The sequence below is a fragment of the Mesorhizobium sp. LSHC412B00 genome (assembly GCF_000503035.1).
Classification (GTDB): domain Bacteria; phylum Pseudomonadota; class Alphaproteobacteria; order Rhizobiales; family Rhizobiaceae; genus Mesorhizobium.
The window spans coordinates 420,878-435,519 of the sequence record NZ_AYWB01000001.1; the positions used below are offsets into that span (position 1 = coordinate 420,878).

Here is a 14,642-nt window from a genome sequence, read left to right on the forward strand (position 1 = left end):
CGACGCCGTCAGACGGTCCTGCATGCGGCCGGCGCCGATTCGCCGGCGGTTTCGCTATCCGCCTTCGTGTCTATCAGCGCCAGTTCTTCTCCTAACGCTGCGATCAGGGACGAGACCCGACCGCGCACACGCGGCGGAAGATCCACTAGCCCCTCAATCAGGCGCCGACCCTCTGCGCTGGCAATGAAATCCAGGCGCTCATCGACCGGCAGGGGCCGCGCCTCGACGCACGCCTCATCGTTTCCCGGCAGGCCTTCGAAGAAGCGGCCGACAGGAACGCCGAGCGAGCAGGCGATCTCGTAGAGCATCGACGCGCTCACGCGGTTCCTCGCGCTCTCGTATTTCTGTAGCTGCTGGAAACTGATGCCTATCGATCGGGCGAGCTGGGCCTGCGAGACGTCCGACTGGACTCGAAGGGTCGCAATCTGCCTGCCGACATGCCGGTCGGCGGGATGAGGGTCACTCTCGATCTTCGGCTTCGGCCCCGTCCGAAGGAGAACGGAGCGTTGCGGTTTCAACAAGGCCTTTCGATGCTCCATTAGTCAGCCAGACAGGGAGTTTGTCGCGGTACGCTCCAGGTTTTCGTGTCGATGTACCCGAGCCGAATCGCCATTTTATATACCTTACAGGGTGTAAAATAACCCTATAGGTGGCAAAGAATATCGGCCTGCCGATTGTGGACTCATGGTCAGTCCACGACAGATTCGAGCCGCACGGGCTTTGCTTGGTTGGTCGCAGCAGGAGTTGGCTGACAAGGCAATTGTATCGCTGAATGCCCTGGTCCGGTTGGAAAACGGCAAGGTAGATTCCCGGATCAGCACTTTGCAGGCCATTGAGGCGGCGTTGATAAAAGCGGGTGTCGAATTCCTCTCCGCTAGTCAAAAGGGTGAGGGTGTACGGCTCTTAGATCCTTCGGTTTGAATGAAAGACAGGTTCTCGCAATCGCAATTGCCACAAGTCCCCTCCTGCGGGTGACGAGGGGCAAAGTCGTGGTATTGTCGGAATCAGCCATGATCCGAGCTCCTGACAGCGTGGTTGTGGTCAGCCCGATCAGAGTGTTCGAACACTATGATCGGTCGTAGCACGCGCGATGCATGTGCATTGCACGTGCTTTGTTATGCATTTTTTCTACGCCAAGTTCAAGCCGAAAAGCGACAATGATAAAAAAGCCATTCACAACGCGTTTGGACCCATCTGTGCTAGCTCTGGCTGAACAACTCGCAGAGTCCGAACGTCGTTCGGTAACCGCTGTCATTGAGCTCGCATTGATCGAGTATGCTGAACGTCGTGGTATTAAGGCGCGACACGCCGAAAACGGCGGATAGCTGCGTCGCGAAGGATATTGTTGAACGGCCGAAATGGGGCCGTGTATGGACGGCTCTCCGTTGGCAAGGGGTTCTTTGAGCTTTTGCCGTTGCTGGTTGGTGCGGCCATGTATCCGACCTATAGGTGCGGCCTTTCATGTGCCGCTGGCCATAATGCCATTCGCGCGTGTCAGGTCCCGATCGGAAGCTCGCACTCGAAGTGCACGGCCCCAGTGGGTTTTCCCGATCCGGCGGTATCAACCGGCTTTGTGCATTAGCTCCTGTCCGCCCTTCCCAACCTCGTTGGCGATCGTTCGCCTGGTCTCGTTTTACGCGACGACCGGCTCCCTGTAGCGCTCGCCACTGGTCATCAATGCCCAGACCATCCGGGCGGTCTTGTTCGCTAGTGCAACCGCTGCAACCTTTGTTGTTCGCCGGGTCATCAGCTGTACAAGCCATGGCCGCCTGGTCCCGTTCCGCTCGGCATAGCGGATGACCGCCATGGCGCCGACCACGAGCATCTGGCGCAGGTAGCGATTGCCGGCCTTGGAGATGCTGCCGAGCTTCTCCTTGCCTCCGCTGGAGTTCTGCTTGGGCACCAGCCCGATCCAGGCCGACAGGCAGCGGCCCGACTTGAATGCATGTGCATCGGCGATCGTGGCGACGAAAGCACTCGCCAGCAGCGGACCGACGCCCGGTATCTCCATCAACCGGCGACCAAGCTCGGTCTCACGCGCACTAGCTCGAACCCTGCGATCGTTCTCCAGGATCTGTTCCTTCACGACGCTGAGCTGGGCCTCAAGCATGCGAAGGCACAGCCGTGCATCGGCCGGCACCCTCTGATCGGTCTCATCATTGATGACGACAAGCAGTTGCTTGATCCCATTCCGCCCGATCGGCGCCACGACCCCGAACTCGGACAGATGCGCCCGCAAGGCGTTCGATATCTGCGTGCACTGGCGGTTGAGCATCAATCGGACCCGGTGCAGCATCATCACGCCTGATGCGCCGGCGACTTCACCGGCACGAAGCGCATGGTCGGCCGGCTCACTGCCTCGCAGATGGCCTCCGCATCGGCCGCATCGTTCTTCTGCCGCTTCAAATAGGGCTTCACGTACTGTGCCGGCAGCAGACGCACATCATGGCCTCGTGCGATTAGCTCGCGAGCCCAATAATGCGACGAACTGCACGCCTCGATCCCGACAAGGCATCGCTGCAAACTCTCGAAGAATGCCAGCACACGCCCACGGGTCAGCTTCCTGCGAACTGCAACCTCGCCAGCCGCATCCACGCCGTGGACTTGAAACACGGACTTCGCAATATCCAGACCGATCGTCGTAACGTTCTTCATCATAGCGCTCCTCCAGCTCTAATCCCGCGATCATACCGCAGGAAGGGAGGAGAGCCGTCCACCGCATCAAAAGCGGACTGACCGCTTGCAATCGATATCCGGGATTAAGCGGACAGCCGAGGAGATGAGCTACCGCCTAATTTGGCACGAATCCGATCGCGCGCGATGCGCTCAAACACATCGATCGCCGTGCTCAACTCTGTGGCCTTGCTGTTCATTGCCACAACGGTATCGACTGTGCTCGGCTGGGTCCCGCGAGCCCGGTCCACGTCGGTCTTCGGCGAGAGGAGCTCGGTATTGTTATCCATCACGTAAAGCCGTTCGAGGCTAAGAGCCGCCAGTTCGCTTGCCAGACGCTGTATATTGGTGAAAGGCGCCTGCAGTACCGAGTCATGGAATTCGAAAGAGGCGCCGTGCCAATCATCCGTCAACTCATATAGGGGGTCTAGGATTCGGCGGCGCAACGGCTCCCCGAAGCTATGCTGCCTGAGGAACAATTGGAATGCCTCCGGTAGTTGTCGCCGCACGCGCTCGAGCAAGGCGATATCATGCGGATGCGGCTCGGCCGGCCGTGCCGGAATGCGCGCTTGTCGAAGCACCTCGTCGTCCAGAACCGCGCGCAAGGCGTTCGTAAACTGGGTGGTGAGCGTCTGCCGCGCCGCGCGTCTTGTCTCGACATCTGCGTCTTCAGGGCAATCGAAGAAGATCGGTCGCCGGAAATGCGCTAGGTCAAAAGGCAGTGGATGGACGTCGGGATGGCCGTAAGCAGTGTTCATTACCGAGATCACGCCGCGCCAGGATAGGGCTCGCAGGGCCCAACCATGCTCGAGCAGAACATTCGGATTGGGCATGCGGCGACCGTCAAGCCGTTGCGCGACATAGGTCATATCCGAAACGAACCCGACAGCCCGGTCGATCTTCGAAAAAATGGTCTCGACGATCGGAGGCGAACCTGGCACGCCTGCGCTGTCGCGGTCGACTTCTAGCTCTCGATCGGCGGGATCGACGTCGGCATCTTCAGCGACAGAGCTGATCGCTGCATCCAGCGCCCGGCCGATCAGATTTCGGCCAGTCGCGGTCGGGGTGTCGAGTTGCCAAGAGAAGAAGATTTGATGCGGCATCACTCGATACGTATCATTGCTGACAATGACCTCCAAGTATCGGCTCACCGAAAGACACTTATGGCCACGACGTTCAATGATCTGCTGACCGCGGTAGGAATCTGGCCGACCGATGTCTGCGTCATTCGCCACCACACACCGGAGCGCGGAAAGGACTTCGCGACGCTCCACGATCTGTGGCGCGACAACCTCATAGGATTTACGCGCTATCAGTCGACGCAGGACGCCAGGCGGCCGATCTTCCGCAAGCGCAAGATTTGGGCTGCTTTCGTAAAGCCGACGGCCGATGAAACCATGTTCATCGGACTCTTCGATTCGATCCTGGACGGAACGCGGCAGGCGGACTGGCTCTGCGACTATCGAGGCAACAAACCTCGCGGCGGCGAACCCGTCGACATCTTCATAACTCGACCACGCCCAGAGCTTTCCGATCGTATCGGCATTCTCCGCGTCGATTGGCCACCCGCCAACCGGCGAACATGGGCACGAAAGGCTGAACGTCTGACGCTGCCGCTTTCTACTAGACAGCCCGCAATGGCGACCGGACCGATTGCCGAGAATGCGTTGATTGGCGGTTTATCCAACCTCGGCTTCTCAACTACCCATGTCACCAAGAAGCTCGTCGAACTGCGCCGTGGCGAGCTCATCGTCTACGTGAAGCGAGAGACCGAGAGACGGCCCTTGGTTGTGCATCCACACTATATCGGTCTTGCGGAAGATTTCCGCGCCCTCGGCGGTGTCGATGTTCCGAACCCTGCACGAACCTACGTCAACAGTAACCTGCGGGCGTTTCCGGCCTTCCATGCCGATCATCGGGAGAGCCGGGGGCGTCACGGCTTCGCCATCGGACTTGATGCGCGCCGCCTTCGCCCATTGGTTAGCCTTCTGGAGCAAGGTGCGACGATTTCCACTCCGGACGGCGAAGTGCGCGTGGTCGCGACGCAAAACGATCCGAGCAAGAACGGCTGCAGGCCGCAAGGATCGGACAGGGCGAATTTCGCGACGCGCGGCGAAGTCCCGGGCCATCATGTTCGAGGGAATCTTCTGACAGCTTTGTCGCGTCACCAGCATGTTGAATTTGCGCTCCTGCCTTGCTGCACGGCTGCCGACCGTTGACTTGCTCGTGATCGCTTTCGCTGAGCCGCTCGCGTGTCGAGTGGATCGCGACCGTTACGAAGATAATCTCACCCCACCATCGTCAAAGCGATGCAGATGATCTCGATCAGGGGTCATCCGCACGGCATCCCCCGGTTTCATCTGCTGGTGACCGCCGAGGCGGACAATGATCTCACCGATGTCGGATTCAACATAGGCGATTGTCTCATTGCCAAGATGTTCAGCAATCCGCAGCCTGCCGCCCCACATGCCCTTCTCATTGTCGATCGTCACGTGTTCTGGACGGAAACCAATGGTTGTGGCCCCTTCCTGACGCGCGGGTTCTCCCGAAATGAGATTCATCCGTGGCGAGCCGATGAAGCTGGCGACAAACTGCGTCTGGGGCTTCGAATACAGTTCCATGGGCGATCCGATCTGCTCCACGCGCCCCGCGTTCATAACGACAATCTGATCTGCGAGCGTCATGGCCTCAACCTGGTCGTGGGTGACGTATACCATCGTGGCCTTTAGCCGCCCGTGAAGGTCGGCCAACTCGACACGCATCTGGGTGCGCAGTGCTGCGTCGAGATTGGATAGAGGCTCATCAAACAGGAAAACGTCCGGATTTCGCACGATCGAGCGGCCGATAGCGACGCGCTGGCGTTGCCCGCCAGAAAGCGCCGCGGGTTTGCGTTTGAGGAGAGGGCCAAGATGCAGCACTTCGGCAGCGGCCGCTACACGTGCCCGCCGCTCCTCGGCCGGCACCTTGGCCAGCCGCAAGCCGAAATCGACATTCTGTTCCACCGTCATGTGCGGAAACAGCGCGTATGATTGGAACACCATGGAGATGCCGCGCTTCGACGGCTCGTCATGGGTGACGTCTCGACCCCCGATGGATATCGATCCTCGGGTTGGCTGTTCCAGGCCGGCGACCATCCGGAGCAAGGTTGACTTGCCGCAGCCGGAAGGGCCGACCAGAACCGTGAACGAGCCGTCCGGGATTGAGAACGTCAGGTCCGGTATGATTTCGACTGCCCCGAAAGTCTTGTTGATGTGCGTCAGCTCGACATTGGCCATGATTTTCCTCCCGAAATGTTGGTGAAACTTGCGACAGTCATCCCTTAACCGCGCCGCCAGTGAGGCCGGCGACGATATATTTCTGAGCGGCGACGAAGAAAATGATCGCCGGCAGAATGGTCAGAGAAATGAACGCGAGGATGCGGTTCCATTCTGCCAGAAACTCGCCGCGGAACTGCATCATCCCCAGCGGCCAAGTGAAGAGCTCTCTTGAATTGAGCACGACGAGCGGCAGCAGGAAATTGTTCCAGCTCTGGACGAAGACGAACACACCCACGGTCGCCAGAATCGGCGTGGAAAGTGGCAGGGTAAACTGCCAGAAGAAGCGGACGTAGCCGCAGCCTTCAACATAGGCTGCCTCAAACAATTCCTTCGGCAACTGTTCGAAGAAGCTCTTGAACAGCAGGATCGAAAGGGAAACGCCGAAGGCAGTCTGTGGCAGGATGACGGCCCAATAGCTGTCCAGCAATCCGAAATCGCGAACCTTGATGAACAACGGCAAGATCGCGGTGGCGAATGGAAATACCAGGCCAGCCAGCAGATACGACTGCATCATGCGCGAGCCGAAGAAGCGGATCTGGGCGAAGACATAAGCAGCGGAAGCGGCGACGATAATGGTCAGGAGCACGGTCGCCAATGAGATAAAGAGCGAATTTCCAAGATAACGCCAGAACGATGGATCGCCGACGAGTCCGGAATAGTATTCCAGATTCCATTGTGCGGGGAGCCCGAAGGGGTTGCTGCGGAGTTCGCCATTGCTCTTGAACCCGCCGAACACCGCAACCGTCAGCGGTCCCAGGACAAAGCCGGTGAAGAACATGAGGACTGCTGCTTTCCCAAGGCCAGGAAGGACACGAGAAGCGTTCATAGCCTGTTACCCCTGCTGCTCTGGCGTTGATAAAGGACGGCAATTCCGACGGCAGCGACGAACAGCATGACGCCCACTGCGCTGCCGAAGCCAATGCGGGTGCGGGTAAGACCAAAGCTGTAGAGATACGTCACAACGGTATGGCTGCTGTTGGACGGGCCGCCATTGGTGAGTGGGATCACCACATCGAACAGTTGCAGAGAGCCGACAATCGCGAAGAAGGCCGAGACGCCGATCGCCGAGGCAATCATGGGGACCTGCACGTACCGAACGACCTGCCACCGCCCGGCCCCCTCGAGCCGTGCCGCCTCAAGCAGTTCCTTCGGCACGCCTTGCAGTGCCGCGACGTAAATCATCATGTGGAAACCGAAATACTTCCAGACCACGACGAGTGTTATGGCTGCAAATGCCCAGTGACGATCGGCAAGGATGAACACCGGCTCCATTCCCAGCGCCCTAAACAGGGCCGCGGCAATTCCCGTATTTCCGTCGAAGACGAAGCTCCAGATCAGCCCCGAGGCAATTTCAGCGAGGATAAAAGGCAGGAAGAAGATCAACCGAAAGAGCGTATTCGCCGGCGTCTTCTCATAAACCAACAGCGCGAGACCCAACGCGATCGGCAACTGGATGAATATTGACACGGCGAGCACCACGAGGGTGTTGCGCAGCGCCTGCCAGAACACCGCGTGTCCGAGTGCCTGTCTGAAATTGTCGAATCCGACAAAGTCAGTTGGCACGCCATAGCCGTCCCATTTGAAGAGGCTGTAGTAGGCGGCATCGATCAGCGGTGACGCGACGAAAAGTGTAAAGAGAACGAGCGCCGGCGGCAGCATGAGAAGGATTGCGCCAACCCTATTTGTAAAGAGCGTGTTGCGGCGCAATTCGACTGCCGGACCCGCGATTGCGACGTCCATCATGATATCCTCCCTAAAGTAGATGCCCTCCTAGGCGCCAATTGACGCCCGATGGGATTGGTTCAGCGCATCGCCCAGGCGTCCTGGACCGACTTGGCTGCTTCCTCCGGCGTGACCACTCCCTGGGCCAGGTCTGCGGCGGCATCATTGATCGTGGCGCCGACATCCGAGCCCAGCGCCTGATCGAGGAAAATCTGATGGAACTTCGATTGGGCAAGGGCTTCGGCTGTTTTGCGGAAGTAGGGATTGGTCATGTTCGCCTCCGACCCCTTGGCGACGGGGATGAACACGTCCTCAGCGCCAGCAACCTTCTGGTTGTCTGCGGAGGTCAGGAACTTGAGGAATTCGACGGCTTCGGGGGGAGCGCCTGCGATCACCGCAAAACCGTTCATGCCCCCAAAGGTATCGCTTGCTTCGCCGGCGCCGCCGGCAACCGCAGGAAAACGTATCGTAGCGAGCTTGTTGTCGGGAATGCCTTTGCCGCTCACAGAGTTCTGCTTGGAGACCCCGTAGTCCCAATCGCCCATGAGATGAAACAGGGCCTTGCCATCACCAAACAGCCCGCTTGCCTGCTCGAAAGTTGTGTCCATGAAACCCGGCTCGAACGGCTCGAGTGCGATGAGTTCCTTGAAATCTTCTCCGGCCTTGATGAAGGGAGCCGCGGCAAAGCCATCGCCTTTGCCGTCCATCGCTGCAGCCATGCCATCCCTGCCGGCTTCCCGCACCATCAGATAGCCGTAGTAGAAATGCAGCGGCCACTTGTCTTTTCCACCAACCATGATGGGGGTGACGCCTGCGTCTTTTGCCTTCTTGACGGCTGCGAGAAAATCGTCCCAGGTTTTGATGGCGTTGACGTCAATGCCGACCTTCTTCGCGACATCGAGATTGCTCCAGAACACCACGTCGCTGGCATTCACCGGCACGCCGTAGATTTTGCCGCCGACAGTAAAGGCCGCCGTGCCGGAACTGGATAGCGAGGCGGCCCAGTCGCCGGTCAGGGATGCGGATATGTCTTGCAGCACGCCGGCTTTTGCCTGTTGGCCCAGAACGCCGCCCGCCCAGCTGTAGATCAGATCTGGCTTCTGATCTGATTGCAGCAATGTGGTCAGCTTTTGCTTGTAAGCCTCATTGGCGATGTATTCGAAATTCACGTGGACGCCAGGGTTGGCTTTCTCGAATTCCGTGATCACCTTTTCATAGTAAGCTTTCTCGTTGCTCGGCACCTCAGGCCTTAGAACCTTCACGGTTGCGTCCGCGAAGGCTGCTGTCGAGCAAAGCGAAATCAAAAGGGCTGCAAGGCCGAGCTTGCGCATGCTGATGGACCGTTTCATCGTTTCTCCTCCAGAGAACAAAGTGAATGAGGCAGCAACGCCTCAGAGCATTAGAGTGCTGATAGAAAGTGGAGCGAGGGTCAGTGACACAGCTTCACGGTCGCCCCGGACCGTGATTGTCGTCGGAGCGTCGAACGGGTTCTGAATAACATGGACCTGGCTTCCGTCACTGTTCTGGAAGGACAGCGCATTGCTCGCGAGCGGGCCTGCTGTCTTCAGCACTTGGGCACCTGGGCGAACGAAGGCACTGAAGTGCTTCATCACATAGAATTCCGGATTGTAGATCGCCTTTCGGCGGTCCGGATCGATGGTAATCAACGAGTTCTGCTGCCAGCCCCAGGTGCTGGTACCTCGAGGCTCAAGCACCATGTTCCAGTAGACATAGGCTTCGGCGCCGTTGGAGAGGTAATGTTGGATCAGATCGAAAACGTAGTGTGCTTGTTGCCAGGTGTTCGTTCCGTCGCCACATTCATTCTCCGTTTGGATAATCGGCAGTTCCGGGAATGCATGACGGGTACGCTGGACTGCGTGCTTGCCCGCCCACTGGAATCCGGCTCCCTTGATATGGGCGGCCGCTTCAGGATCGGAAAAGATGGTACCGGCCCAACTGTTGAAGTCGCCGCGTTCAATAGTACCGGCCCAGATCTCGGTTGCCAGGCCGGCGGCCATAAAGGCCGGGCCCAGGTGGTCGCGGATAAAGTCCCGCATCTGTGCGCCGGTCCACAAACACGACGGGAACTTCTGGTCTGAGTTCGGCTCGTTTTGGACATGCACTGCGTCGATGAATATGCCCGTCTCGGCATAGGCTTCCACAAAGCGGACGAAGTAGTCGGCGTAGGCTTTTCGATAGCGCGGTTCCCAGACCAGCGTCCCGTAGTTATGCGCTTGTGGGAATTTCATCCATGTCGGCGGGCTCCAGGGCGAGGCGAAGAGATAGAAGTCCTCGCCGGCCTCAGCGCGCGCCGCCTCGATGTAGGGGATCAAACTCCTGCGGTCGCGAGCGATCGAGAACGCCTGCATCGCGAAGTCGCCTTCGGTTTCGTTATGGCTATACCAGCTTTCGGCGTAGTCGCTGGCCCCAATCGGCATTCGGCAGTAATTGAAACCGCAGCCACCCGCTGAAAACAATTCGGCAATCACCGTTTTCCGCTGATCCTCGTCCAGCAACGCCAGCGCTCGCCATCCAAGCTCGTTGAAGCAGCCGCCAAAGCCCTTGAAGTTCTTTAGGACGACGCCCTCGGTCCACAGCGTTGGGGGGCCGTCTGCATCCGCTCGTGCGATCTCGTGCGTGATCCACTGTTCAGTTGGGGAAGACGAAATCCCATTAGGAGACATGGCATTGGACCTTCAGTGCGCAGGTGCCCGTCCGCGCGCACGGATGACCGCGCGCCGCGAAACGCAAAATGCTGTGAACCTATTTGTTATGCGCCGACGCCCTCGCCCGGCTCAGGATGTCCGGAACTCCTCCCGGACGCGCCATAAAATTCCAAAAGCAGCGATTGATCCTTGCAACCCTTCTAAGGCAGGATGCGGTCCGGCGCAAGACATATTTCACTTACTGAAAAAAGAAATGTGACGGAATCTAGAATGGCACTTAAGGGCGACCAACGCACGACGCGGGCGATGAACAGGCGACTGATACTCAATCTTCTCCGGCGCGATGGCGGGTTGAGCCGTGGAGAAATCGCCGCTCGAACCGGGCTCAGCAATGCGGCGATTACCGGCGTCGTGGGCGATTTGATGGAGCAAGGTTTCTTGAAGGAAGGAGAAAGTAGCCAGAGCAGTGGCGGTCGCAAGCCTACACCGGTTCACATCGAATATGGCGCCCGTTTTTCAATCGGGCTCAAACTGATGGAAGGCAGGCTGGAGGCGGTTCTGACTGACCTCTCGACCGCTGCGATTGCCACCTGCGTCGTGCTCCTCGCTGATCTTCAGCCGGAAAGGGTGGCCGCTGCGGCAGACGAGGCGGTCAAGTATCTGCTGCCTGAGGAAAGTGAGCGAAAAACCAAGTTGATCGGGGTTGGTCTGGCCATGCCCGGCCTTGTCGACATCGAAAGCGGCGTCTGCCTGATCTCGCACCGTTTCGGGTGGAAGCAGGTGCCCATCGCCGCGCTTCTGGCGGAACGCCTTCATGTTCCAGTGTGGATCGACAACGACGCCAATGCATTCGCGATCGCGCAGCAGCTTTTCGGCCATGCCCGCCATCGAAGTTCCGCGCTGGTTTTGATCATCGGCACGGGTGTCGGTGCCGCTCTGATCTTCGATGGACAAATCCATCGCGGCGCGCGCTATGCGGCCGGCGAAGTTGGCTTTGCAGTCGATTCCGCGGCGCTCGGAGCGCCGCGCGAGAACCGGCAGAGCTGGGGTAACCGCTTTTCGGAACCCGCGATGGTCAAGGCGTGGCAGGACATTCGCGCTCGCAATGTCGGTGAAAGCCCTGCCGATCTGCAGGAGGCTGCATTGGCCGGGGACCCGCGTGCCGTGGCCTATCTTGGGCAGACTGGACACGACATCGGCATGCGGTTGGTGACCATGATCGATCTCGTCGATCCGGAAGTCGTGATCGTGGGCGGCGAGGCCATCCGCTTCGGAAAATCCCTGGTCGATCCGATGATCGCCGCGATTCAGGAATATTGCTTCGAGACGCCGCCGCCGGTCGAAGTCGACTGGGAAAACAACATTTGGTCGCGGGGAGCTTCGGCGCTCGCCATCCAGCAATTCTTTGATTTCGAACAAGCGAGCGGATGGATAGCCGACGCGGCGCAATAGTGTCGGACCGCGATTGTGCCTTGAAAATTGCCGCGGCTCGTGAGCAGTTTCACCGAGCGGGTATGAGCCGGCACATCTACTCGGCCCTCAACCGCTCCCGCAGGAAATCGATGAAGCGCTGCGTCTTCGCCGGCAGCAGGCGTGTTTCGGGCAGCCGAGCGATCTGACGTGCAATCAGGCCGGAACTGGGCGACTCCCCCATTCGGATCGCTACATCGATGGGCTTGCTCACCAGATCAACTCGCCGCGGCGTGAGGTCGAATTCGAAGCTGATGCCGGGATAGAGGCGGGAGAATTCGGCGATCAGCGGGGCCAGGAACACATTGGCGAAGCCCCCGGCATCGATGCCAGCAAGACCCTGCCAGGCTGAGCCAGCATCTCGCCGAGCTGCTCATGCGCCGGCCAAGCCTCGTCGACGAGCGGTTACAACCGTCGAAGTAGATCTCGCCCGCTTCAGCCAGCTCAATCTTGTACGTCGTTCGGTGGAGCGGACGCAGGCCGATCGCCTTCTCTAATGCGTTAATCCGTCGAGACAGCGAAGAGTGGGGATGTCGATAGCATCCGCTGCCCGCGAAGCCCTTGGCTTTCACGACTTCGACGGATATCGCCACAACGTTCGTTAGTTCTTTGCTCATTGCTGCAATTGTGGATCGGTGAATTCAATTTTTCCACCTTTATCCCGAATCCGCGTGGGCTCATATTCAGCCTTGTCCCGTCGGTGACGTGTCTGTGTGAGACGCGGCTGCTGCTGTACCTGGGGAAGACTAACCCCACCTTGGTAGGAGAATGACTTGAGCGCGTTACAAGACAAAATCATCCTAGTTACGGGGGCGTCGGGAGGCATCGGACAGAAAGCTTCCGCTCTCTTCGCCGCAGCGGGCGCCAAGGTCATGATGCTTGACCTCAACGAACAGGCCTTGACCGAGGCGGCTGCGAAAATCTCCGCCGAAGGCAGAGTGGTCGAACCGATCACAGTCAACATTACAGACGAGCACCAGGTTTCCGATGTGATCGACGGCATTGTCGACCGTTATGGACGGCTCGACGGCGCATTCAACAATGCCGGCATCGAGCAAAGCAACAAGCCCTTGCATGAATTGCCGCTGGCATCCTGGAACAAGGTGATCGCGGTGGACCTCACCGGCGCCTTCTTGTGCATGAAGCACGAGATCCGCGCTATGCTCGCCAGCGGAGGCGGATCGATCGTCAACACCGCCTCCGGCCTTGGCGTCGTCGCGGCCGAGGCGGCCTGCGACTATATCGCCGCCAAGCACGGCGTGATCGGGCTGACTAAGGCTGCGGCGATCGACTATGCCAAGAAGGGCATTCGCGTCAACGCCGTACTGCCCGGCATCGTCGAGACCCCGATGATCATGCGACTGTCGACCGAACCAGCATTCACCTCTCAATTTGAAGCGATGCGCGAACGCCATCCAATGGGCCGCTTCGCGCAACCGGGGGAAATCGCCGCCGGCGTGCTCTGGCTGCTATCGGACGCCTCCAGTTTCGTAACCGGAGCCTCGATTCCGATCGATGGCGGGTACCTGGCTGTCTAGGCCGGCAAGCTGCCCCTCCGCGAGCTCTTTGGGTTTTGAGGGCATGGCAGGTATGCGGGTGAAGGCTGCGGACGCAGTTGTGCCTTAACAACCCACCGCAGATTCCCGTCGGCTCCTCTATCCACTCCTTGAGTTTCTTGAACGTGCTGTTGACGTACGACACCATCGCCGAGATAGTTATGTCGATCTTAGCTGGCGCCACCAGAGTTGACGCTGACATTTATGGTCGGACGGACCGACATCCCTACACGGAGCCGCTGAACATCTTCCTGATCGTCATCCAGCTTTATGCGTACTGGCAACCGTTGTATGATTTTTGTAAAGTTTCCCGTCGCATTGTGAGGCGCCACCGCCGAGAAACTGACCCCGCTGGCAGGTCCAAGGCTTTCAACCCGTCCCTTAAGCCTTACGCCCGGAAGTGCATCAACACTCAAGAGGACTGGCTGACCGACTTGCATGCGGCTTAATTGCGTCTCGCGAAAGTTGGCTTCCACATAAATCGCATCCAGAGGAACCAGCGTTAGCAATGCCTCGCCCACGCGAGCGTATCCACCGACACGAGCCTCGAGCTGGGCCACCACACCGGAGACAGGCGCTGTCACCCGCGCATATGACAAATTCAGCTCTGCAGTCGCTTTCGCCGCCTGAGCCGCCAACAAATCGGCTAACGCCTTTTCCAGGTCGGCATTCAGAATGCCGGTTTGTTGTTCCGATGAATGCAGACCGGCGACATCTCTATCAAAGGCGGCTCGCTGGATATCCCACTGGGCCTGAGCCTCTTCCCTGGACCGGACGGACCCTGTCCCTGCGCGGGCGAGGCTAATGGCACGGTTGCCATCAGCCTCCGCAAATCTAAGATTAGCCTCTGAGGCAGCAACAGCCGACCGAGCTTGCTCAATAGTGCTTTGCTGGCGCGCGATCTGAGCCTTTAGGCTATCGACATTCGCCTCGGCTCCGGCAATGTCTGCCTGCGCTTCGTTGAGGGAAATACGTAGATTGCGTTCATCAATATTGACAAGGGGAGCGCCGGCCTGCACCCGTTGATGGTCAGTGATCGCCACCTCCGTGATGAGGCCCGTGACTTGCGGGACGACTATGGTGAAGTCGGCCTGAACATATGCATCGTCCGTGCTTTGCTCGGACGCGCTGGCTTCAGGTCGATTGAGAATGAAGTACGCTCCGGCCAAGGTGGCGACGACAATAAGGCCGACAGCGGTGCGAAAGCGATTGCTGGTGTTCATGGGTGCGCTTTTCAA

The 14,642-nt window shown here is 58.8% G+C and carries 13 protein-coding genes and 1 pseudogene; 4 read left to right on the forward strand and 10 right to left on the reverse strand.

The features are described from left to right. Positions 1-8: 8 nt before the first annotated feature. Complete coding sequence (locus X757_RS162520; RefSeq protein WP_245275018.1) at positions 9-521, reverse strand: helix-turn-helix domain-containing protein; 513 nt, start codon at positions 519-521, stop codon at positions 9-11. A 163-nt stretch (positions 522-684) separates the two neighbouring features. Here X757_RS162520 and X757_RS162515 point away from each other — a divergent pair, with 163 nt between their 5' ends. Further along, the gene (locus X757_RS162515) at positions 685-921 is read left to right on the forward strand and encodes a helix-turn-helix domain-containing protein (protein ID WP_023725013.1); all 237 of its coding nucleotides are present in this window, start codon (positions 685-687) and stop codon (positions 919-921) included. 712 nt (positions 922-1,633) lie between these two features. On the opposite strand, the pseudogene X757_RS1000000165585 reads toward X757_RS162515, so the two are convergent. Next, positions 1,634-2,655: pseudogene (locus tag X757_RS1000000165585) on the reverse strand (IS110 family transposase). A gap of 104 nt (positions 2,656-2,759) precedes the next feature. Next, entirely contained in the window at positions 2,760-3,812 is a 1,053-nt protein-coding gene (locus X757_RS1000000165595) for a hypothetical protein (RefSeq protein ID WP_156933375.1), read from the reverse strand. Positions 3,813-3,836: 24 nt separating this feature from the next. Between X757_RS1000000165595 and X757_RS162510 the strand changes: the two genes are divergently transcribed. Next, positions 3,837-4,892, forward strand: coding sequence for a hypothetical protein (locus X757_RS162510; protein ID WP_023725015.1), 1,056 nt, complete (start codon positions 3,837-3,839; stop codon positions 4,890-4,892). A gap of 54 nt (positions 4,893-4,946) precedes the next feature. Here X757_RS162510 and X757_RS162505 read toward each other — a convergent pair whose 3' ends face one another. Genes X757_RS162505 through X757_RS162485 form a run of 5 tightly spaced genes read right to left on the reverse strand, consistent with a single transcriptional unit; the run spans position 4,947 to position 10,396 of the window. Further along, positions 4,947-5,948, reverse strand: coding sequence for an ABC transporter ATP-binding protein (locus tag X757_RS162505; RefSeq protein WP_023725016.1), 1,002 nt, complete (start codon positions 5,946-5,948; stop codon positions 4,947-4,949). Between the two features lie 37 nt (positions 5,949-5,985). Then, on the reverse strand, positions 5,986-6,768 hold the full coding sequence (locus X757_RS162500; RefSeq protein ID WP_050593900.1) for a carbohydrate ABC transporter permease: 783 nt from the start codon (positions 6,766-6,768) through the stop codon (positions 5,986-5,988). 44 nt (positions 6,769-6,812) lie between these two features. Next, positions 6,813-7,733, reverse strand: coding sequence for a carbohydrate ABC transporter permease (locus X757_RS162495; RefSeq protein WP_032996096.1), 921 nt, complete (start codon positions 7,731-7,733; stop codon positions 6,813-6,815). A gap of 59 nt (positions 7,734-7,792) precedes the next feature. Continuing rightward, the gene (locus X757_RS162490; protein ID WP_023725019.1) at positions 7,793-9,043 is read right to left on the reverse strand and encodes an ABC transporter substrate-binding protein; all 1,251 of its coding nucleotides are present in this window, start codon (positions 9,041-9,043) and stop codon (positions 7,793-7,795) included. 60 nt (positions 9,044-9,103) lie between these two features. Continuing rightward, the gene (locus tag X757_RS162485) at positions 9,104-10,396 is read right to left on the reverse strand and encodes a glycoside hydrolase family 30 beta sandwich domain-containing protein (protein WP_023725020.1); all 1,293 of its coding nucleotides are present in this window, start codon (positions 10,394-10,396) and stop codon (positions 9,104-9,106) included. A gap of 252 nt (positions 10,397-10,648) precedes the next feature. On the opposite strand from X757_RS162485, the gene X757_RS162480 reads away from it, so the two are divergent. Then, the gene (locus X757_RS162480; protein ID WP_023725021.1) at positions 10,649-11,830 is read left to right on the forward strand and encodes an ROK family protein; all 1,182 of its coding nucleotides are present in this window, start codon (positions 10,649-10,651) and stop codon (positions 11,828-11,830) included. Positions 11,831-11,906: 76 nt separating this feature from the next. On the opposite strand, the gene X757_RS1000000168805 is transcribed toward X757_RS162480, so the two are convergent. Beyond that, positions 11,907-12,152, reverse strand: a complete 246-nt coding sequence (locus tag X757_RS1000000168805) for a LysR substrate-binding domain-containing protein (protein WP_023725022.1) — start codon at positions 12,150-12,152, stop codon at positions 11,907-11,909. 469 nt (positions 12,153-12,621) lie between these two features. On the opposite strand from X757_RS1000000168805, the gene X757_RS162475 reads away from it, so the two are divergent. After that, a complete protein-coding gene (locus X757_RS162475; protein WP_023725023.1) occupies positions 12,622-13,386 on the forward strand; it encodes an SDR family NAD(P)-dependent oxidoreductase in 765 nt (254 codons plus the stop codon). 188 nt (positions 13,387-13,574) lie between these two features. On the opposite strand, the gene X757_RS162470 is transcribed toward X757_RS162475, so the two are convergent. Further along, positions 13,575-14,627 carry an HlyD family secretion protein gene (locus X757_RS162470; protein ID WP_023725024.1) on the reverse strand — a complete coding sequence of 351 codons (1,053 nt, stop codon included), beginning with the start codon at positions 14,625-14,627 and terminating at the stop codon, positions 13,575-13,577. Positions 14,628-14,642: the final 15 nt, after the last annotated feature.

What these genes read in the sequence shown, in the direction of transcription:
- X757_RS162515 (WP_023725013.1), top strand. Translation starts at nt 685, where the DNA reads ATGGTCAGTCCACGACAGATTCGAGCCGCACGGGCTTTGCTTGGTTGG.
- X757_RS162510 (WP_023725015.1), top strand. Translation starts at nt 3,837, where the DNA reads ATGGCCACGACGTTCAATGATCTGCTGACCGCGGTAGGAATCTGGCCG.
- X757_RS162505 (WP_023725016.1), bottom strand. Translation starts at nt 5,948, where the DNA reads ATGGCCAATGTCGAGCTGACGCACATCAACAAGACTTTCGGGGCAGTC.
- X757_RS162500 (WP_050593900.1), bottom strand. Translation starts at nt 6,768, where the DNA reads ATGTTCTTCACCGGCTTTGTCCTGGGACCGCTGACGGTTGCGGTGTTC.
- X757_RS162495 (WP_032996096.1), bottom strand. Translation starts at nt 7,733, where the DNA reads ATGATGGACGTCGCAATCGCGGGTCCGGCAGTCGAATTGCGCCGCAAC.
- X757_RS162490 (WP_023725019.1), bottom strand. Translation starts at nt 9,043, where the DNA reads ATGCGCAAGCTCGGCCTTGCAGCCCTTTTGATTTCGCTTTGCTCGACA.
- X757_RS162485 (WP_023725020.1), bottom strand. Translation starts at nt 10,396, where the DNA reads ATGTCTCCTAATGGGATTTCGTCTTCCCCAACTGAACAGTGGATCACG.
- X757_RS162480 (WP_023725021.1), top strand. Translation starts at nt 10,649, where the DNA reads ATGGCACTTAAGGGCGACCAACGCACGACGCGGGCGATGAACAGGCGA.
- X757_RS162470 (WP_023725024.1), bottom strand. Translation starts at nt 14,627, where the DNA reads ATGAACACCAGCAATCGCTTTCGCACCGCTGTCGGCCTTATTGTCGTC.